Source organism: Calothrix rhizosoleniae SC01, from assembly GCF_900185595.1.
Taxonomy (GTDB): domain Bacteria; phylum Cyanobacteriota; class Cyanobacteriia; order Cyanobacteriales; family Nostocaceae; genus Calothrix_A; species Calothrix_A rhizosoleniae.
The window spans coordinates 1-20,179 of sequence record NZ_FYBH01000133.1; the positions used below are offsets into that span (position 1 = coordinate 1).

Below are 20,179 nucleotides of genomic sequence, written 5' to 3' on the forward strand. Positions count from 1 at the left end.
AGTGGCTTCCCACAAGTTAGAAGGGAAAAATCAAAAATTCCTAACCTTCAATTTTCAACTGTCAACTCCTAAGGCTGCTCCATCCAACCGCGATAACCAGTCACAATCCGGCTACCATCTTTAAATATATGAATTTCTGTCTGGTCACTTGCCCAGGTAATTTTATCCTGGAAGGCTGGGTTAAAAATGCGTACTCGTTGGTTACTGGAGGATACAGGAGAGGTGGGATCATTAATTGCAAGAGACTCTACAAATGGTCCATCAATTAAAATATCCACTTGGTCAATTAATTCTTGCGCCCCAGCAGGTGCATATTCAGATTGTAATCTTTCCAAGGTAAAACCTGTAAAGGACATGACACTTAATCCAGCAGCTTTGAGCTTACGAGCTAAAGATGCCAACGCAGGTGCTTGCCAAAATGGTTCTCCACCAGAAAATGTTACACCCTGATTGCGGGGATTACTGAGGATTTTTTCTGCCAATTTTTCTACCGAAATTAATTGGTTAATCTCAAATGACCAAGAATCGGGATTAAAACAGCTGGAACATTCCCGCAGACAACCTTGTACCCAAACAACGGCACGACAACCGGGACCGTTCACCTCTGATTCATCAATATAACCCATGATGTTGAGGTATCCAGCAGGGATTTCCATAAGTGGTAATAATCGGTCGGTTGCCTTTCTTTCCATGTTTTTCCTTCCTTGAATTTGACAAAACTTTACTTGTATGGTATGAATACACATCGCTAAAAATTAGCGCCATCTTCTTTTACCCCTCCAAAGTGGGGAGCCATTTGAATTTCTCAAGGCAATAAAATCGCTGGACTATAATCTTATCTTGCATGTTTATTTTGATGTTTTGGTTATTGATGTACCAATATCTACTGCAAGTTTTAATTAGACAGCTTCAAATTTTTCTTGCTGTTTCAATTCGGGACTAGTAGTAACTTCTTGGGGTTGAACTGTGAGTACGGAACAAGGGGCATGATGTAATACATAGTTACTAACACTGCCCAAGAATAATTCACTCAATCCACTATGACCCCGACGACCCAACATAATCAAGTCCGCATTCCAGCTTTGTGCAAGTTCACAAATCATGCGACTGGGATCGCCAAAATTCAAGGTAAACTCAGTTTTTATGCCATGATTACTGATTTTTTGAGAGAGCGATCGCAACCAATCTATTTTCTCTTGTTTTAGGTTTTCCCATTGTTTCATGTAGTCTTGCATAGCTTCTGTATGCAAATTAGTGTAAAAGCTGTCTGGTTGCAGAAGTATGGGATTGAGATATTGTTCATTAAAAGAAGTTTGAACATACACTAACATTACACTTGCATCCATAGCTAAGGCCAAAGATTCAACCTCTTTTATCACTAATTGGGAAATATCAGAATTGTCTATAGCAACGAGTATTTTTTTAAACATAATGCGAGCAGTTTGAGATTTTGCAAAACAGATAATCCATTGTTGATTTTGGATTACTCCCACAGATAAATTGGGGGATTGATACTATCAAAAAATTTGGACACGATGTGAATAATCTTATCTACCCTATCTATACAACAGACTCTCTTTACTTCTGTACCTCCTCCTCCATAGCGGCGACTTCCAATAGTGTCTTGAGTACAGAATCTGGATTCAGGCTAATAGAGTCAATTCCTTGGGTGACTAAGAATCTGGCAAACTCTGGGTAGTCGCTTGGTGCTTGACCACAAATACCTATTTTGCGTCCGTGTAACTTTACAGTAGCGATCGCTTTGCTGATCATTCTCTTCACGGCGTTGTTGCGTTCGTCAAATAAATGGGCGACAAACTCAGAATCCCGATCCAATCCCAATGTCAACTGAGTTAAATCATTGGAACCGATAGAAAAGCCATCGAATACTTGGCTAAATTCATCTGCGAGTTGCACATTACTAGGTAACTCACACATGACATATACTTGCAAGCCGTTTTCCCCCCTCAACAAGCCATTTTTTGCCATCTCAGCTAAAACCCGCTCTCCTTCTTCTGGGGTACGACAAAATGGCACCATTAAAATGACGTTGGTTAAACCCATTTCATCCCTGACCCTTTTCATTGCTTGACATTCCAAAGCAAAACCGGCTTGATAACGGGGATCGTAGTAGCGAGAAGCACCACGCCAACCAATCATCGGGTTTTCTTCTTTCGGCTCAAAATCTTTACCACCGAGGAGATTGGCATATTCATTACTCTTAAAATCACTGAGACGAACTATTACAGGCTTAGGATAAAAAGCTGCGGCAATGGTACCCATACCTTGTGCTAGTTGATCAATGAAAAATTCCCGTTTATCCGTATATTTAGCTGTTAATTCTTGTATTTGATGTTTGACAAATTCATCTTCTAACTTGTCAAAATGAATCAATGCCAAGGGGTGGACTTTAATCTGATTCGCAATAATAAATTCCATCCGGGCTAATCCTACCCCATCATTGGGAATCGCCGCATAACCAAATGCTGTCTCTGGATTACCCACATTCATCATAATTTTGGTATGCGTCTGGGGTAATTCATCTAAGGGTATATTCTCCACTTCATAGGGTAATAAACCCCGATAAACTTTTCCTGTTTCCCCCTCTGCACAGGAAATCGTCACTTCTTCACCACTAGCAATAACAGTAGTAGCATTTTCACTACCCACTATGGCAGGAATACCCATTTCCCGAGCAATGATTGCTGCATGACAGGTTCTTCCTCCTTGGTTAGTCACGATCGCACTGGCTTTTTTCATGATTGGTTCCCAATCTGGATCGGTGCGATTTGTAACTAATACTTCCCCTAGCTGAAACAGATTTATCTGCTGGATATCCAGGATAGTTCTAGCTCTACCTTGTCCAATCATTTCACCCACACTGCGACCTTCGATAATTACCTCACCCTGTTCTTGTAAACGATAGGTACGGAGAACATTATTTACCTTTTGTGACTGGACGGTTTCTGGGCGTGCTTGGACAATAAATAATTCATTAGTGATACCATCTTTTGCCCATTCAATATCCATGGGAGTATGGGTACCATGAACTTGGGAGTAATGTTGTTCAATTAACTTTGCCCATTTTCCTAACTGTAATATTTCATTATCATTCAGGGCAAATTGCTGACGTTTCTTTTCTGATACCGGAACATTTTTGGTGAGTTTAGAACCACCTTGGTCATAAACCATTTTAATTTCCTTAGTACCCAAACGCTTGGCTAAAATTGGCCGATATTCTTGCTCTAAAGTTGGTTTAAATACTAAATATTCATCTGGATTTACCGATCCCTGAACCACATTTTCCCCTAAGCCATAGGCTGCGGTTATTAATGCTGTATCTTTAAAACCAGTTTCAGTATCAATGGAGAACATCACCCCAGAAGCCGCTAAATCAGAACGCACCATTTTTTGCACCCCTACTGAAAGGGCAATATTGAAATGGTCAAAACCTCTGATTTGTCGATAGGAAATGGCTCTATCCGTAAAAATTGATGCAAAGCATTTGTGACAAGCATCTAGTACTGCTGATATCCCGTAGACATTCAGGTAAGTTTCTTGTTGTCCGGCAAAACTTGCATCTGGTAAGTCTTCTGCTGTTGCGCTGGAACGCACCGCTACATCTGTATCCGCACCATATTCTTGACATAATTGCCCATAGGCGGTAGCGATCGCCTGTTGTAATTCTGGCGGAAAGGGAGTTTGTAACATCAAATATCGAGCTTGTTTACCACATTGATGCAGATTATCCACATCCTCCACATTCAGATTGGCAAAAATTTTCCGTAACTTAGTTTCTAATCCAGCTTTTTGGATAAACTCGCGATAAGCATAGGCTGTAGTCGCAAATCCATTGGGAACTTTGACTTCTTTGGATGTGAGTTGTTGAATCATTTCTCCCAAAGAAGCATTCTTTCCACCGACTAGAGGAATATCTGCAATTCCTACTTGAGTAAAAGGTAATACCAGAGCATTTTCGGGAAAAACTTTCTGAGGGGTTTGTTGATTGACCATTGGTTTCAGCATATTTTTTCCTGATTACAGAAGTGAAATAATGGACATTCACGTTAGCTTTATACAACGATAGACGTTTACAATTTTTCCTTTTTTTCCTTATTTAATACCCTTTTCTAACATCATTTCTATACTTATTATTTATCGTAAATTAATTTGAGGATTTTGTGAGGATGCTTTAACGAGGGAGTAGGGAGTAGGGATGTGGGAGTAGGGGTACCCCATACTTAAAAGTAGGGGATTTAATGTTGACATTTTGTCTGTCGAGCTTGAGCCTCTCCACCCAAATTTTCTTAACTTTCCACGAATAAATCCGGGGGCTATGTCCTACCGGACACGCTATCTCCTTTCAGGAGACGCTTTGCTAACGCGAACAAACCATCCGGGAGTAGGGTATTTTTCCTCTTTCCCTACTCCCTACTCCCTATTGTGGTGACAAAATCAATAGCTGCTGTTGGGAAAGGTAAGTAATTTCCTATGATTATCACTATTTTCATAAGTTCCAGACTATATATCTAATGACAACTGCCAATATTAAGACTTTTTAACTAAAAAGAATTGAGAATTATGACAAATGATTGCAAATGTCAGGCTTTACTCACGACATTCTCACAATTGCCATCTATCCTTGAGTTGAAGTAAAAAGGAAAAAAACTGTAGCAGTAATATGCCTGGAAACTAGATTTATATGACCTATTTATTAGCTAAATAAATAAATTCAATAAGTTCGGGATCAAAAAAATTAGAATGAGGTTTTAAATAATTATGAATGACTGTCCTTGCTGCTCTCACACCCTTTTACGACATGTACGTAGTTCTGGTAGTTATTGGTTTTGTCGTCATTGTTGGCAAGAAATGCCTGTATTAACTGAGAGGAAAACTATTCCATTAACTAATTTGTTTCCCGAACCCACCTCTACAAATCAGGAGACACCTGATAAAAATCAGACGAATTTACCCAGTGTCCACCAGCCTTCTCCAAGAGAATGGATTGGAGTTGATGGAGTTGAAGATTTATCTGAATTGATTCATGCATCCCCATAAGAGATTATAAAGTTGAATATATAAAATAATTTAAATTCACCCATAAAAAAACCCCGAAAATATTCGAGGTTTTTTTATTGCAGGTTTCAATTTTGAATTTAGTAATCAATTTCAGCCCACTGAAATGAATTGAATTTGATGTTTGTCAATTATAGATAGTTAGGTATGTTAATTATCTCAATTTTATTCCCCGCGATCGCAAAATATTTGCATCAACTAAATTCAAGGTTAATCTTCTGACCACTCCTCACTACCCAACAAATCGATAATGTGGTCTCTCAGTAAAAATTCGTTTCTTTCTAATTCTACTTCGACACACACCCATTCACGACCAGGAATGTATTTGCAAAGAGCATAGATTGGTTGATTAGGGTTAATCAGTCCTTTTTTCACTAGTTGACGTGCTTCATCTCTAATCACTTCAATGTCATATTTAACGGCAGTATTCACCATGATTCACCTCGTAATTTTTTTTTAAATAAAAATGCTACACAATCAACCTTTAACCCCTATCTTCATTTTATTAACAAATCATGAATAAATAGTGAAGATGAGAAGTATTCATAATAACACTTACTAACAGAGTCTTTTTACCAAAGCTAACTAGTATACATCCTGCTGATAGCTGTTAATTCAATTAACCATGTTCAGATGGTAGAACACAGGTACTCGTCTTTGCTAGAACAGATTGACATCTAGTGCTTGGCAAACCTATCTTGCAAGTGATTTGGGAAGCTAATGTTTTGATGTTGGCACACAGAATAGCAATTCTATCAAGTAACAGTATAACAAGCAATCATATTTTATATCACTTAATTAGTCGTAAAATATAATACTTTGTTATATTTTTTTAGTTAAAAGATAGACATTTTTTAAATAACAAATTATACGGAAATTACTTTCTGATTGATGAAATCAATATATTTTATGTATCAAAAAAATATTAGCTAGTATGTTTTGATGAGTAGAAACACTCGATAAGTCAATATCATTTATGGGGAAAAAGTAGAGTTTATACAGGCATAAAATGCCTGTAATGAACATTAAAAGCCTAGAAAATATCTTGGGAGCCTTTACGGGAAAAGGTAAAGGTAAAAAGGCTAACAATATTACTAACTTCCTTCAAATATCTTCAATATTTTTAGGATTTACAACATTGACAAAAATCGCAAAGTATGAAACATGAGATAAGTGATTATTATTTTCAAAATCACCATCCCTATTTAAATATTCAAATTCCCCGATCTGAATTTACAAGTATTTTTGCAGTAATATCCCCATTTTTTCCTTAGTAGCTGCTGGTACTTTGTCCAAGGGAGTTAAAATTGCGTATTTCAATGCTGAATGAGCATCGCTATAGGGGGGGTTGTTGCTCAAACGCTTGACAGTTTCTTGAATTACCTTTTGAGCATTTACTGCATTGCGCTGTAAATTAGCAACAACCATATCGACTGTGACATTATCATGTTCTGGATGCCAACAATCATAATCTGTTACCAATGCTAAAGTGGCATAGGCAATTTCTGCTTCCCTAGCCAACTTTGCTTCTGGTACATTAGTCATGCCAATTACCGTTGCATCCAAACTGCGATACATATTTGATTCTGCTTTGGTAGAAAATGCAGGCCCTTCCATACAAACATAGGTTCCCCCACGATGGTAAGTCACATCGGGTAAATTCAAAGCTGCAATCGCATCTGCTAAGACTCCAGCTAAATTATGACAAATTGGGTCTCCAAAGGTAATATGAGCCGCAATCCCATCGCCAAAAAATGTAGAAATGCGATTTTTAGTTCTGTCAATAAATTGATCAGGAATCACCATATCCAGGGGCTTAGCTTCCGCTTTTAAAGAACCCACCGCACTTGCAGAGATTAAATACTCCACCCCCAACTGTTTCATGGCATAAATGTTGGCACGAAATGGTAATTCGGAAGGCAAAAAAGTATGATTGCGGCCATGTCGTGCTAAAAAAACTACAGGTGTATTCTCAAGTGTTCCCAAAATTAAAGCATCGGAAGGGGAACCAAAAGGAGTTGGGATTTCTACTTCCCGGACATTTTGTAGAGCATCCATTTTGTATAGACCACTACCACCAATAATCCCGATACGAGCTTCAGCCATTCTACTTTACCTGTTTGTATTTGCAATGCCCAGTTATTTTACTGGGAAATGTGACATTTCATCTCTCGGTTACTCTTTATCACTTTTAACCCCACACTATCAATCTGGATTGGTAGAATTTAAGTAGCACTATTTGTAAAACGGATGCAATCGATGATTTGTTTAACTCATTGTATAGTTAAGCTTTGACAATCAAAAGGACTGTCATGCAGCATCTAATCTCTCATTTGTCAATTGATTGAAATTGCGACTACCCACTATAAGTAATATTAGACAATATATAAAACTTGAGTCCGAGGGATGAAAAAAGAAATCAAGACTGAAAATACAATTAGCAAAGAACATCAAGATCGTCTTTTAGTCTCTTACATGTTAAGTGCGGCCTGGTTCTTTGGCTTAGCGGGACTACACCGTTTATATAATGGTAAAATTGTTACAGGTTTATTGTGGCTGTTTACTGGTGGAATACTTGGTTTCGGACAGTTCTTAGATCTGTTTTTTATTCCTCAGATGGTAGAAGAGCAGGAGAACAGATTACGGTTAAAAGCGGGTGTTTCTCCCTTGGGTGTACCAACTCATCAACCTGTGGTAGCTTCGGAAGTTTACCATCCTACCAAGGATAAATTGATAGTCAAGTTAATTGAAGCCGCAGAGTTAAGGGAGGGAATACTGAATGTCACCCAAGGGGTTAAGGCTACGGGTGCTAGTTTTGCAGAAGTGGAAACTGCTTTTAAGGAAATGTTGAAATCAGGTTACGTCAGAATAGATAACGACCCCGTTACCGGAGCCGTCACTTACCATTTTCATGAACTTGGTTAATTTCTACCCAGCCATTTTTGACTATTTAAACGCTGTGTCAATCCCCAAATGAGAATATCCAGGGTCACTTTGCGCTCGTCAATCAGGAATGATTCTAAAGTACTGGGTTGGTTGCCTTCGTTACAAGAGAATGCTTTTTTCCCTTTAATATTTTCATCAGGGAAATAAATGTTAAATTGGCGCTTCCCCTGGGCAAAACTACCAACTACTTGCCAACAATCATCCAGCTGTTCCATCCCCTTGACAGGTAACTTTTGCTTGACAAAAGACAATTCTAGATCCGATATGCCTTCATCAGCGATCGCTTTTTGTACAGCAGGTAAATAATGTTGCTGTACAAACTCTGCAAATGGCTTATTTTCTATAGCTGGTGGTTTTTCCTTTTTGGCTGCTTTCGCTTTTGCTGTCTTACCTTCATCTTTAGCTGCTTCTCCAGCTTTATTCTTACTAGTTTCTTCTGCCATGGCTTAGGTTTGGTTTATCCTTTGTCTAGCTGGAAGAGCGATTCAAAGAGCGGAGATGCTATAGGACGATCGCTCACCCTCGGGTATTATTCACTTTAATTATAGGAGCAACAAAGTAATTGCTCTTAATCAATTATTTATAGGCATAGGCTTAACCAAGAGAATTTTCCCTGGAGGAAAAAGGAAAAATTACCAAACTTTACCCCAGAGTTGCAATTCCTGTTACAAAAATTAATTACAATTTAATAATCTTAATAAAGAGAGCTGTCAATTTACTCTGGGTTTTAACAGTGGTGGCAAAGGATTTTTGGCAGGCATACTCACCATACTTGCTACTGGCTGTTGGTTCGGGATGGTGGTGAGTTTTGATTTTGGGGGAATCATCGTCATCACCGCAGGACTGTTCACAAGCTGATAACCACTTTTTTTCTTCTGCAAAGAAGTTGTTGTCAATAAAGGTTGTAACTTTTTAGATGGACGCTGATGGTTCTGATGGAGTGTGCGTTGACGGCGATGACTCCGCACCCGTTTTTTTGATTTAGGTTGGTAATTTGGACGGTTGAGAAAACGGAGAACTATCAAGCATCCACTAGCACAGCTAACAGCAATTGCCACTACCGACCACATGGGTATACGGTTTTCCCGTTCATTTTTCGTAGAAATTGGTTTGACAACCTCTACTTGCAAAGTTTCTGGCTGTTTACGTTTGCCGGTTGCCACATAACCTAAACTATAGAGAGCGATCGCGGAACTGCCAAGAAAAATAAATAGCAAGCTAAATAAAAACAGCCAATGATAATTATGATAAATACGTTTCAGAGTATCCCAGCTTTCTTGATTTTCGAGGTTTTGACGCAACTTGGCTCCATAAACCTTTTGTTGCAATGACTGGCTCTGTACACTCTGATTATGTTCCATGATGAATCTTCAGATTTGTACTATTTACTGGTGACGCTCCTACACCTATGTTCGAGTAAGTGTAGACTTCTGGGGGATTACTCCTTCCAGGAATTCGTTAGTGGTACTCCAATTGTTTCCCACTACCGCAGTTTTAAGTCAGGCGTGCGTCTCTCCCGACTTGGATAGCTAAATGTATTTGATTGTACTGGACAAGTTCCTATTCGCATATCCGTAATCAACATCATATTTTAGTATTTTTTTACAGTTTTACTATGATAGTCGCAACTTCAGGACAAAAATAGAAAAGATAAATAATATACTTTTTGACCACTAATTACTTAAACACTTCTATACAAGCAAAACAAACTATTTGCCTGTATTTACTGATCTATGACTTTCCCTCCTCCTGCTCCCTGCTCCATGCTCCCTGCATTCATAACGATTAATTATTTTTTTATTTGGAAGTCTCTAAAGCCAGTTGAATTAATGTATCTACTAAATCAGGAAAAGGAACTCCACTATATGCCCATAGTTGGGGATACATGCTAGTAGCAGTAAAACCGGGGAAGGTATTGATTTCATTGATTAACACCTCTCCAGTAGCTTCTACATAGAAAAAATCTACCCTTGCTAATCCGGCTCCATCCACCGCAGCAAAAGCCTGTATAGCCATTTCCTGAATTTGCTTGGTGACGGCATCATTGAGCTGTGCAGGAATAATTAGCTCTGCCCTACCGCTAGTATATTTTGTTTCATAGTCATAAAAATCGCTGTCATAAGTGATTTCACCGACGACAGAAGCCTTGGGTTGATCGTTCCCTAAAACAGCACATTCAACTTCTCGTGCTACAACTCCAGCTTCAATAATAATCCGACGATCATAGCTGGCAGCATTATCCAAAGCAGATTCTAGCTCTTGACGAGTGCGGACTTTGGCAATACCCACCGACGATCCCAAATTAGCCGGTTTGACAAAACAGGGATATCCTAAAGTTGTATCAATTTCGTCACATAATTTAGGAAAAATACAAGGATTGGACCAAACTTGCGATCGCGTCACGGTCATATATTGCACTTGTGGTAGGTTCGCTTGAGCAAAGGCTGTTTTCATACCAATTTTATCCATCCCTACAGCCGAACCTAAAACCCCAGAACCAACAAAAGGAACTTGCATTAAAGTCAGTAATCCTTGAATAGTACCATCTTCTCCATTGGGACCATGAAGGATGGGGAACCAAACCTCAATCTCTGATACAGTTGGTGGAAATTGCCATAGCTGGGGTTTAGATAGTTGGGATGTTGGCAAAGGGACACCAGAGTCCAAAACTTGTTGAGCAACTTCTTCAGCTTGCCAAATACCATCTTTTTGAATATAGAAAGGTTGTATGTGGTATTTATGATTATTTTCACCCGTACTCAAAGCCTTAGCGATCGCTTGTGCCGAAGTTATAGAAACTTCATGTTCTCCGGAACATCCACCAAATAGTAATCCTACCCGCAGCTTTGTCATTACCAATACCTCTGTTGCTCTGAAGATGCAGCTAGCCTACCACAACCTGTAAAAATTGCTATATTGTTTCATGAAGAAGACAAAATATTGCAACCACAAAAAGATTTACAGACATCATGGATTATGCGCTGTTGTGCAGCTGTACTACTCCTAGGTCAAGCCTGTCTGCACTTTATACAGGGTAAAACCAATTATCGACAAATTTTAGAACATATGATTACAGTTGGTCCTGGTTCTATGTATCCAGTACTACTTGTAAATTTGTTTGGGGGGATGATTTTTACCATTCAAACAGCGAGAGAGCTGGCTAGATTTGATGCAGTCAGTGCTGTAGGTGGTGCTTTTGCCTTAGCTTTTTGTCGGGAACTAGCTCCGATTTTAACAGCTAGTATTCTGGCTGGACAAGTAGGTTCTGCCTTTGCTGCGGAAATTGGTGCAATGCAAGTAACAGAACAAATAGACGCTTTATATATTCTCAAAACTGATCCGATTGATTATCTGGTGCTTCCTCGCATGATTGCTTGTTGTTTGATGTTACCAGTAGTCAATATTTTGGCATTAGTTGTGGGAATATTTGGTGGTTTAGTCGCGGCTGCCTATTTTTACAATATGGCTCCAGAAGTATTTTTGGAATCGGTGAGGAGTTTTTTAGCCGTATCAGATTTATTAGTTGTGTTGTTAAAAGGTTTGATTTTTGGGGCTCTGATTGCAATTATTGGCTGTAGTTGGGGATTAACAACTACCCGAGGAGTGAAAGAAGTGGGGAAGTCAGCTACAGCAGCAGTAGTTAATACTTGGGTGGCTATCTTTATCCTAGATCTGCTCATATCTATAGCAATCTTTGAGCAGCCAATTGTATGAAAAGTCCTTAATTAGGGCTTGCTGAAAAAGTATTTTGGTGAGGGTAGGGAGTAGGGAGTGGGGAGTAGTTCCAGCCTCTTTATTTATATTATTTTTGCCAGAAAAAATAACAGATGCAAGGATTTTAAACCTAAAATCCTAATTTTCTTGCACGCCCCTCCCCAAGAAAATAGCCTCAAAGTATTGATAAATCAACATTTTTAAGTTATTCAGCAGACCCTAATTATTGCTGTCTAACTCTTGTTCTCTATCTGCTGGTAATAGGTAAAGGACTCCAGAAATGATGGTGAGGATGACTGAAATCCAGAACGCTATCAGGGTAGGGATGTTCCATAATTCAGATAATGGTGCAATTAAAAGTGCGATCGCGATTATTTGACTAACAGTTTTGAGTTTACCCCAAATATTTGCCCCTGTAATGGTAGTTTGATTCACCCGCCAACCTGCGATCGCTAACTCCCGTGCTAAAATCACAAACACTCCCCAAGCTGGTATTTCCCCTAGTTCCACCAATGCTATTAACGGTGCTAAAACTAGCAATTTGTCCACCAGTGGATCTAGAAATTTACCTAATTCACTAATTTGATTGAGTTTTCTGGCTAAATAACCATCTAACCAGTCAGTACCAGCCGCAATCAGAAAAATCACCAAGCAAATCCATCTTGTTTGGATTGTAGGATTGTACAAACCATATAAAAGAAATGGTATTCCCAATAATCGAGAAAAAGTAATCCAATTTGGTATAGTCATTCAATTTTAGGTTGGTAGTTGATAGTTGTTAGTTGTTAGTTGATAGTTGATGGTTGGTAGTTGATAGTTTAAAGTCTTTCACTCTTTCACTCCTCCACTCTTTCACTCCTCCACTCTCTCACTCCCTCACTCCCTCACTCCTCCCCTCCCTTTCCCCTTTTCCCTACTCATGGGATGATCTGTTGTCTGAGATTGTCCAAATAACAGTATGACTCAACAAACAGATTCCCCCCAATATAGAATAGAACGTGATTCAATGGGCGATCGCCAAATCCCCGATCATGCTTATTATGGTATTCAAACCCTACGAGCAATAGAAAATTTTCCCATTAGCGGTATTAAACCTCTATCTACATATATAGATGCAGGTATTTTAATTAAAAAAGCTACAGCCATTGTCAACGGAGAACTGGATTGCATCCCCCCAGAAGTCAGTCAAGCAATTGTACAAGCTGCGGATGAAGTATTACAGGGGAATTTCCGTGAGCAATTTGTGGTAGATGTGTATCAAGCAGGGGCAGGTACTTCTCACCACATGAATATGAATGAAGTACTAGCCAATCGTGCCTTAGAAATTCTCGGAGATGAAAAAGGTAACTATAAACATGTCAATCCCAATGACCACGTCAACTATGGTCAATCTACCAATGATGTGATCCCCTCCGCAATTCGCATTGGGGGCTTACTCGCCCTATCCCACACCCTCCATCCAGCTTTAGAACAAGCCATAGAAGTATTAGAAGCAAAAGCCACAGAATTTCAAAATATTGTCAAATCCGGTAGAACCCACCTCCAAGATGCAGTTCCTGTGCGCTTGGGTGAAAATTTTCGGGCTTGGGCGCAAATTCTCAAGGAACATCATAACCGTATATATACCGCCAGTGGAGATTTAATGGTCTTGGGATTAGGTGGTAGTGCTGCTGGTACGGGGTTGAACACCCATCCCCAGTATCGTGCCCGCGTGGTAGAAATACTATCAGAGCTGATGAATTTACCCTTACAACCAGCCCTCCATCCCATGGCATCAATGCAGAGTATGGCACCCTTTGTTAATGTCTCTGGTGCTTTACGCAACTTAGCTCAAGATTTAGTCAAAATCTCTCACGATTTGAGACTAATGGATTCTGGTCCCAAAACAGGATTGAAGGAAATTCAATTACCTCCTGTACAACCAGGTTCCTCCATTATGCCTGGTAAATATAACCCAGTCATGGCAGAAATGACATCAATGGTTTGTTTTCAGGTTATGGGTTATGATAATGTGATCGCTCTAGCAGCACAAGCAGGACAATTAGAATTAAATGTAATGATGCCCCTAATTGCCTACAACCTAATTCATAGTATTGAAATTCTCGGTAATACAATTTCTGTGCTGACAGAACGCTGCATTCAAGGGATTATTGCTAATCAGGAGCGTTGTTTGGCTTACGCTGAAGGTAGTTTAGCCCTAGTCACTGCATTAAATACCCACATAGGTTACTTGAATGCTGCAGCTGTGGCAAAGGAATCTTTAGAAACAGGTAAATCATTACGACAGATTGTCCTAGAAAAAGGTTTGATGAGTGATGCAGAATTAGCTCAAGTCCTCAACTTAGAGCAAATGAGCCAAATCTTACCCCTGTTAGGAGGAGAGCAAGAGTGAAGGAGGGAAAGAAATTCAATCATTCATTTTCCTTGTACTTGCTTTCAGCCATGACAAAAATCTGTTGCTCAGTTGTAATTAAGTTAAGGTATTGACAATACCTTGGATGTGAGACTAAATCAATGCAAACTCAAGCACCATCTGTCAGTTTTATTCGGGCAAATACCTACGAACGAGAGGCGTTAAAAGCATCTATTATCGCCCTGTTAGAGCCCCTTGGAGGTATAGCAGCATTTGTCAAACCAGGACAAAGAGTTTTGTTAAAGCCTAATTTACTTACAGGAGCTCGTCCTGGTAAAGAATGCACAACTCGTCCAGAACTGGTTTATGTCATTGCTCAAATGGTACTAGAAGTTGGTGGAAAGCCATTTTTAGGTGATAGCCCAGCATTTGGTAGCGCCAAAGGAGTGGCAATTGCTAGTGGTTATCAACAGCTTTTAGACGAGCTTAATCTTCCTATTATTGAATTTCAAGGTCAGCGTTACCAAACAGTTAATCAAGGTTTTAACCATTTACTGTTATCCAAGGAAGCAATGGAAGCAGATGTGGTGATTAATTTACCCAAAGTTAAATCCCACTCTCAACTAGTACTTACCTTGGGGGCAAAAAATTTATTTGGCTGCGTCCCCGGAAAAATGAAGGCTTGGTGGCATATGGAAGCCGGGAAAGATGTCAGTCGATTTGGGGAAATGTTAGTAGAAACCGCTAGAGCAATTAACCCCAATTTAACCATTATAGACGGCATTATTGGTCATCAGGGTAATGGCCCAAGTGAGGGAGAACCTCGTATGTTGGGTATCTTAGGAGCATCTACAGATGTCTTTGCTTTAGATAGAGCTGTAGCAAAAATTCTCAATGTTCCCCCTCAAGATATACCTACTGTGGCTGCATCATTGCGATTAGGTTTAGTCGATGAATTAACAGAAATTCATTTTCCCCATTTGCATCCGGAAGCATTGCAAATAAATGATTGGCAGTTACCAGATAAATTGATTCCCATTGACTTTGGAATGCCGAGAGTAATTAAGTCTACTTTTAAGCATTTTTACATCCGTTTTATCAAAGAACCAATGGGCGCTTATGGTAGAAGTTAGTGATTATTATTGCTAAATTTCCAAACAAGTGCCAATTTAGCTACAACAATTAGCAAATTAGTAGAATACTCTGTAAATACCCTCCGATTGCTTAACCAAACCGCCCTATTTAGTGGCGGTTTTTTTGATATATTGATTAATACTAAAACGTTCCCTTCCCTTTTTTCTGTGGCAAAAAATTTTGGCATCAGTAATCATGACTATTTTTTTATCTATCTATTTATAGATTGACAGAAATAAAAGAAATCATGTTTTCTAGCAAGCATAAATATTACTTCCTATTGGTAATAATCGTAAAAACACTGATATGTTTTTCCTTTTCTAGTATTTATCTGTACTAATACAGGATTATTTTTTTAGGAACAAATAAAACTAATAGTGTGATACATAACATATGAAATACTTGGATAAATTGACCTTACTTAAGCCAAAAGTCCTTGATAGATTGATTATTAGCCATCCACCTATATTATCTCATGATAGTAGCAGTAGTATAAGTAGGTATTTTATTAGGTATTTATAAGTAAATATTTTTCTGCTGTAATTTCAGAGTCAATATACATGATTATAGAAAGATGTAACTTTTAATGCTTCAGTAATTGACTATATAAAATTCACATATAACATATGCATCGAACAGCATAGGACAACATAGTTTATGAGAGCGATTATATTTAGTTACCGCAAAGATTTGCTTTAATAGCTGTAAATATAAAAAAACGCGATCGCAGTTTAAAAATAGATTAACGTTTTTAACTAATTAATACTTTCTGCTTCAAAAGTAGCTAAAATATAAATATCACTCTCAAACCTGAGAGAAAACCAACTAATAAATTGCGAAGAATTTTAATTTTATATGGACGCTAACAGTCAGTCTGCCAATTCAACCGATACGTATTCCCATCCTTTGGCAGACATTGTGGGAACTATGATTGCTTTCTTGACTCTCACTCTACCAGTGTTTGTCATTGCTAACTATTCTTCCAGCAATCTTCCCAATCAACCCCAACCAGTGACATATAATATGCAAAACAAGTGAAAATTAATAAAAGTTGGCAAATAGCATTTCACGATTGAGGGTGCTTGGAGATGACTTTACAAAATTTTGACCTAAATTTTAGTATATGCATTTCATCAATAATCCTCTAGTTATAAAGAACTAGAAAATTATCTCAACACATTAACTTAACAGGTTAGTTTGAGGGGTAGCACCCCGAAGAAGACATTAAAACTCAAAATAAACCTGACTTCTCAGGGCGTTGTGATTGCAGTGCTTATCCATCAGACAAGTGGTAAGCACTGCGATTATTTTCAGGCTTGCTGAAAAAGTCATGATTGTGGGGGTAGGGAGTAGAGAGTTGAGAATTGGGAGTAGTTCCAGCCTCTTTATTTCTATTCTTTTTGTCAGAAAAAATAACAGATGCAAGGATTCTAAACCTAAAATCCTAATTTCCTTGCACGCCCTTCCTCAATAAAATAGCCTCAAAGCATTGATAAATCAATATTTTTCAGTTATTCAGCAGACCCTATTTTAGGAGCTTGTTGGGTAAGGAGTACATCTTAGCCTAAAATTCTACACGGGTAGCAAAGCTGAATTTACCCGTGATTAATAAATAGTTTAGGAGTTGTCTAGTGGACTTATCCCGTATTCCTGCCGAGCCCAAGCCAGGTATTGTGAACGTTTTGATTGAAATTACAGGTGGAAGCAAAAATAAATACGAATATGACAAGGAACTAGAGGCTTTTGCCCTAGATAGGGTACTTTATTCTTCTGTAAAGTATCCTTATGACTATGGCTTTATACCCAATACATTGGCTGATGATGGAGATCCACTGGATGGAATGGTATTAATAGACGAACCCACATTCCCAGGATGTATAATTGCAGCAAGACCAATCGGCATGTTAGAGATGATTGATGGTGGCGATCGCGATGAAAAAATACTTTGTGTTCCTGATAAAGATCCTCGTTATGCTCAGGTCAAATCATTAGATGATGTTGCTCCGCACCGATTAGAGGAAATTGCTGAGTTTTTCCGTTCTTATAAAAATTTAGAGAAGAAAGTGACAGAAATTCTGGGTTGGAAAAGTGTGGAGCTTGTCAAACCCCTAGTTGACAAATGCATCTTAGCAGCTAAAGGCTAATAACTAATAGGATAGTGGGTAATGGGCAATTAATCTGCCCATTCCTGGATTACAAATTAGCAATTAACCATTTTCAACTAAAAAACTATATAATTAACTATTTTAATTGTTTCAATTGCCTCATAATCCCTAAACTCAATGCAGCGTACGCTCCTTTTAGCAAAAATTCATAATTGTACCCTCACAGCCGCAAATATCAACTATGTGGGCAGCATTAGTATAGATCAAGCTTTATTATCAAAGGCAAATATTTTACCTTACGAGCAAGTACAAGTAGTTAATATTACTAATGGTGAGCGCCTGATTACTTATGTGATCCCGGCTCCGGCTGATTCCGGAGCAATTGAATTAAATGGGGCAGCAGCACGCCTAGGCGTTACAGGAGATCGCTTGATTATAATGGCTTACGGGCAGTTCACTCCGGAAGAGTTAAAAAATTACTCTCCCCAGGTTGTGATTGTAGATGCACAAAACCGATTGTTAGAATTGCGTCATTACGATGATCTGCTCGGTAATGTTTAGTATCAATCAACATGTCAAATATTGAATTATCACAATCTCCAAATTCTACAGATGAAACTTCCAGCTCTCAAGGAAAACATCCCCAAGCAAATTTTTGGGTGCGATTCTGGGGAGTACGTGGTTTAATCCCTAGTTCATGTAATTACACAACACGTTACGGAGGAAATACCGCCTGTGTAGAGGTGCAAGTTGGTGAGAAGCATTTAATTTTTGATGGTGGTACTGGTTTGCGGATGTTGAGTAAAAACTTGCTAGAATTGCCACAGCCAATTGAGGCACATTTATTTTTTACTAACGTGCAATCGAATCGCATCCAAGGGTTCCCTTTTTTGCTCCTGCGTTTATTCCTGGGAATCGTTTTCATATATATGGTGCAGCAGCTTCTAATAGTGCTTCCATTAAACAGTGCTTAGGGGATCAAATGTTGCAACCACACTTTCCTTATCCTTTACAGGTGATGGAGTCGGAATTACATTTTCATAACTTAATGGCTGGTGATACTGTTACATTAGATAATGTAAAGATTTCCACAGCATTAATTAATCAAATTCAAAAGTCCATTGGCTACCGAGTCTATTGGCAAGAATATAGTATTGCTTATGTGACGGATATACATAAATTTGCAGACGAAACTGAGGAAGAAAGGATTAAACAGTTTATCCAAGGTGTAGATTTATTGATTACGAATCCTTCTTATCCTCCACCAACATTTCACAAGTCTAATTCTGGGGATTTTAATTATCAAACTGCTGTGAAGCTAGCTCAACAAGCAGGAGCTAAACAACTGGTAATTTCCCAACACCACCCTGATGATCGGGATGATTTTCTAGATCGAGTCCAAGGGGAAATAAAATCCAGTTTTCCTCAAGTCATATTAGCCTCTGAAGAGTTAGTTTTAAATGTTGCTTGAGAAGTGAATCAACATATTATTTATATCAGTGGTGCAAATTTTCCCGCCAAAATATATTTTCCTAGGGAACACCAAAAAATAAATTACCCAATTTCTGGACTTGAACTACTTGCTTCACTCTCCCTACTCCCCTGCTGGTTGAGAAAAAAGGCAGTCAAACTGAGTTTGGTATAATTTATACTTCAATGGGACTTACGCAAATAAAATAAGTGCCTAGGAAGACGAGAAGCTTATAACTTCACGTAAGTAAGTCCTATTTAGTGATCGCCAAATAATAGGGAAAGAGAAAACAGTATGGAAGAAAATAATCTGCGTACCCTATCAGTGGATATAGGGGGAAGCGGTATTAAAGTTATAGTCTTAGATACAAAAGGCAATCCCATTACTGAACGGGAACGTTTAGAAACACCAAAACCACCTAAACCCAAACCAGTGCTAGATGTAATTACACAGTTAACCGCCAGTCAGGGTGATTATGAACGAGTCTCTGTGGGTTTCCCTGGTGTAGTCAGACAGGGAACTGTGGAAACTGCTGTCAATTTACATCCTGACTGGATTGGTTTTGATTTAGCAACGGCACTATCAAAGAACTTAAAAAGACCTGTACGGGTAGTGAATGATGCTGATATGCAGGGTTTGGGCGCAATTACTGGTAAGGGTGTGGAGCTGGTAATAACTTTGGGAACTGGTTTTGGTTCGGCATTGTTTGTGGATGGTAAATTACTACCAAATTTGGAAATGGGACATCATCGCTTCCGTAAGGGGGAGAGTTATGAAGAGCAGCTAGGAAGGGTTGCTTTAGAGCAGGTGGGGCATAATAAATGGAATAAACGGTTAGGAAAAGCGATCGCATCCCTGTATCATCTATTTAATTATGATTATCTGTATATTGGTGGTGGAGAAGCGAAAAAAATCAATGTTGATTTACCACCCAATGTCAAGATAATTCCCAACATTACAGGTTTGTTGGGAGGAATTAACCTCTGGCGGGAATAGTACTGCAACGCAGTTGGATTTATTATATGAGTTTCTTCCACAGCCTCTGACCTCGTGCTATCACACATTGGTCAGAGGACTGCTGTCAACTCACTCCCATTTATCCCATACTCCTAAGGAACTTGGATTTATTAAATTACAATCAGATTTGTATTTTATTTATCTCTATCCTCTAAGAGTGAAGTTTCTGTTAAAGAACACCCGCCTCTTGTATTAATTTGAGAGTTCCATCCAAGTCATCAAGATTGCTTAAATCAAGTGTTTTCTCTTGCTTTGCAATTGTTTTCAGAGACTTGAGATTACCTTGGGGATTGACACTGGAAATGAGGGGATATTCAAAAGTTTTGCTCGCAAAATAAGTTTGAGCCTTGTCACTCAACATAA

General features: G+C 38.7%; 18 protein-coding genes and 2 pseudogenes. 10 read left to right on the forward strand and 10 right to left on the reverse strand.

The window, feature by feature from the left end:
* Window positions 1-68: 68 nt before the first annotated feature.
* The 3 genes from CALSC_RS08035 to ppsA all read right to left on the reverse strand — a co-directional run bounded on the left by CALSC_RS08035 (window position 69) and on the right by ppsA (window position 4,026).
* Window positions 69-692, reverse strand: a complete 624-nt coding sequence (locus tag CALSC_RS08035; protein ID WP_088240850.1) for a 4Fe-4S single cluster domain-containing protein — start codon at window positions 690-692, stop codon at window positions 69-71.
* A gap of 207 nt (window positions 693-899) precedes the next feature.
* The gene (locus CALSC_RS08040; protein WP_088240868.1) at window positions 900-1,430 is read right to left on the reverse strand and encodes a universal stress protein; all 531 of its coding nucleotides are present in this window, start codon (window positions 1,428-1,430) and stop codon (window positions 900-902) included.
* A 148-nt stretch (window positions 1,431-1,578) separates the two neighbouring features.
* Complete coding sequence (gene ppsA, locus CALSC_RS08045; RefSeq protein WP_088240851.1) at window positions 1,579-4,026, reverse strand: phosphoenolpyruvate synthase; 2,448 nt, start codon at window positions 4,024-4,026, stop codon at window positions 1,579-1,581.
* 753 nt (window positions 4,027-4,779) lie between these two features.
* On the opposite strand from ppsA, the gene CALSC_RS08050 reads away from it, so the two are divergent.
* A complete protein-coding gene (locus CALSC_RS08050; RefSeq protein ID WP_088240852.1) occupies window positions 4,780-5,058 on the forward strand; it encodes a hypothetical protein in 279 nt (92 codons plus the stop codon).
* A gap of 228 nt (window positions 5,059-5,286) precedes the next feature.
* On the opposite strand, the gene CALSC_RS08055 is transcribed toward CALSC_RS08050, so the two are convergent.
* Window positions 5,287-5,511: a DUF4327 family protein gene (locus CALSC_RS08055; RefSeq protein ID WP_088240853.1), complete on the reverse strand. Its 225-nt coding sequence runs from the start codon at window positions 5,509-5,511 to the stop codon at window positions 5,287-5,289.
* 798 nt (window positions 5,512-6,309) lie between these two features.
* On the reverse strand, window positions 6,310-7,182 hold the full coding sequence (locus CALSC_RS08060; protein ID WP_088240854.1) for an S-methyl-5'-thioadenosine phosphorylase: 873 nt from the start codon (window positions 7,180-7,182) through the stop codon (window positions 6,310-6,312).
* Window positions 7,183-7,482: 300 nt separating this feature from the next.
* On the opposite strand from CALSC_RS08060, the gene CALSC_RS08065 reads away from it, so the two are divergent.
* Window positions 7,483-8,001 (forward strand): TM2 domain-containing protein, encoded by a 519-nt coding sequence (locus CALSC_RS08065; protein WP_088240855.1) that lies wholly within the window; start codon window positions 7,483-7,485, stop codon window positions 7,999-8,001.
* Here the strand turns inward: CALSC_RS08065 and CALSC_RS08070 are convergent.
* The 3 genes from CALSC_RS08070 to CALSC_RS08080 form a co-directional block, all read right to left on the reverse strand.
* Window positions 7,998-8,465 carry a DUF2996 domain-containing protein gene (locus CALSC_RS08070; protein WP_088240856.1) on the reverse strand — a complete coding sequence of 156 codons (468 nt, stop codon included), beginning with the start codon at window positions 8,463-8,465 and terminating at the stop codon, window positions 7,998-8,000. The genes CALSC_RS08065 and CALSC_RS08070 overlap by 4 nt on opposite strands.
* A gap of 267 nt (window positions 8,466-8,732) precedes the next feature.
* Window positions 8,733-9,383 (reverse strand): hypothetical protein, encoded by a 651-nt coding sequence (locus CALSC_RS08075; RefSeq protein ID WP_088240857.1) that lies wholly within the window; start codon window positions 9,381-9,383, stop codon window positions 8,733-8,735.
* 436 nt (window positions 9,384-9,819) lie between these two features.
* Window positions 9,820-10,875: a D-alanine--D-alanine ligase family protein gene (locus CALSC_RS08080; RefSeq protein ID WP_088240858.1), complete on the reverse strand. Its 1,056-nt coding sequence runs from the start codon at window positions 10,873-10,875 to the stop codon at window positions 9,820-9,822.
* A gap of 87 nt (window positions 10,876-10,962) precedes the next feature.
* On the opposite strand from CALSC_RS08080, the gene CALSC_RS08085 reads away from it, so the two are divergent.
* Complete coding sequence (locus tag CALSC_RS08085) at window positions 10,963-11,736, forward strand: MlaE family ABC transporter permease (RefSeq protein ID WP_088240869.1); 774 nt, start codon at window positions 10,963-10,965, stop codon at window positions 11,734-11,736.
* A 219-nt stretch (window positions 11,737-11,955) separates the two neighbouring features.
* On the opposite strand, the gene pgsA is transcribed toward CALSC_RS08085, so the two are convergent.
* Window positions 11,956-12,486 (reverse strand): CDP-diacylglycerol--glycerol-3-phosphate 3-phosphatidyltransferase, encoded by a 531-nt coding sequence (pgsA, locus tag CALSC_RS08090; RefSeq protein WP_088240859.1) that lies wholly within the window; start codon window positions 12,484-12,486, stop codon window positions 11,956-11,958.
* A gap of 208 nt (window positions 12,487-12,694) precedes the next feature.
* Between pgsA and CALSC_RS08095 the strand changes: the two genes are divergently transcribed.
* The 7 genes and pseudogenes from CALSC_RS08095 to CALSC_RS08130 all read left to right on the forward strand — a co-directional run bounded on the left by CALSC_RS08095 (window position 12,695) and on the right by CALSC_RS08130 (window position 19,795).
* Window positions 12,695-14,128, forward strand: coding sequence for an aspartate ammonia-lyase (locus tag CALSC_RS08095; RefSeq protein ID WP_088240860.1), 1,434 nt, complete (start codon window positions 12,695-12,697; stop codon window positions 14,126-14,128).
* Between the two features lie 122 nt (window positions 14,129-14,250).
* Complete coding sequence (locus CALSC_RS08100) at window positions 14,251-15,222, forward strand: DUF362 domain-containing protein (RefSeq protein WP_088240861.1); 972 nt, start codon at window positions 14,251-14,253, stop codon at window positions 15,220-15,222.
* An 856-nt stretch (window positions 15,223-16,078) separates the two neighbouring features.
* Window positions 16,079-16,261, forward strand: a complete 183-nt coding sequence (locus CALSC_RS08110) for a hypothetical protein (RefSeq protein ID WP_088240863.1) — start codon at window positions 16,079-16,081, stop codon at window positions 16,259-16,261.
* Between the two features lie 593 nt (window positions 16,262-16,854).
* A complete protein-coding gene (locus tag CALSC_RS08115; protein WP_088240864.1) occupies window positions 16,855-17,367 on the forward strand; it encodes an inorganic diphosphatase in 513 nt (170 codons plus the stop codon).
* Window positions 17,368-17,505: 138 nt separating this feature from the next.
* Window positions 17,506-17,889: an aspartate 1-decarboxylase gene (gene panD, locus CALSC_RS08120; RefSeq protein WP_088240865.1), complete on the forward strand. Its 384-nt coding sequence runs from the start codon at window positions 17,506-17,508 to the stop codon at window positions 17,887-17,889.
* Between the two features lie 11 nt (window positions 17,890-17,900).
* Window positions 17,901-18,799: pseudogene (locus CALSC_RS08125) on the forward strand (MBL fold metallo-hydrolase).
* Between the two features lie 294 nt (window positions 18,800-19,093).
* Window positions 19,094-19,795: an ROK family protein gene (locus CALSC_RS08130; protein ID WP_088240866.1), complete on the forward strand. Its 702-nt coding sequence runs from the start codon at window positions 19,094-19,096 to the stop codon at window positions 19,793-19,795.
* A gap of 190 nt (window positions 19,796-19,985) precedes the next feature.
* On the opposite strand, the pseudogene CALSC_RS26340 reads toward CALSC_RS08130, so the two are convergent.
* Window positions 19,986-20,179, reverse strand: a pseudogene (locus CALSC_RS26340) (iron ABC transporter substrate-binding protein); the annotation flags it as partial.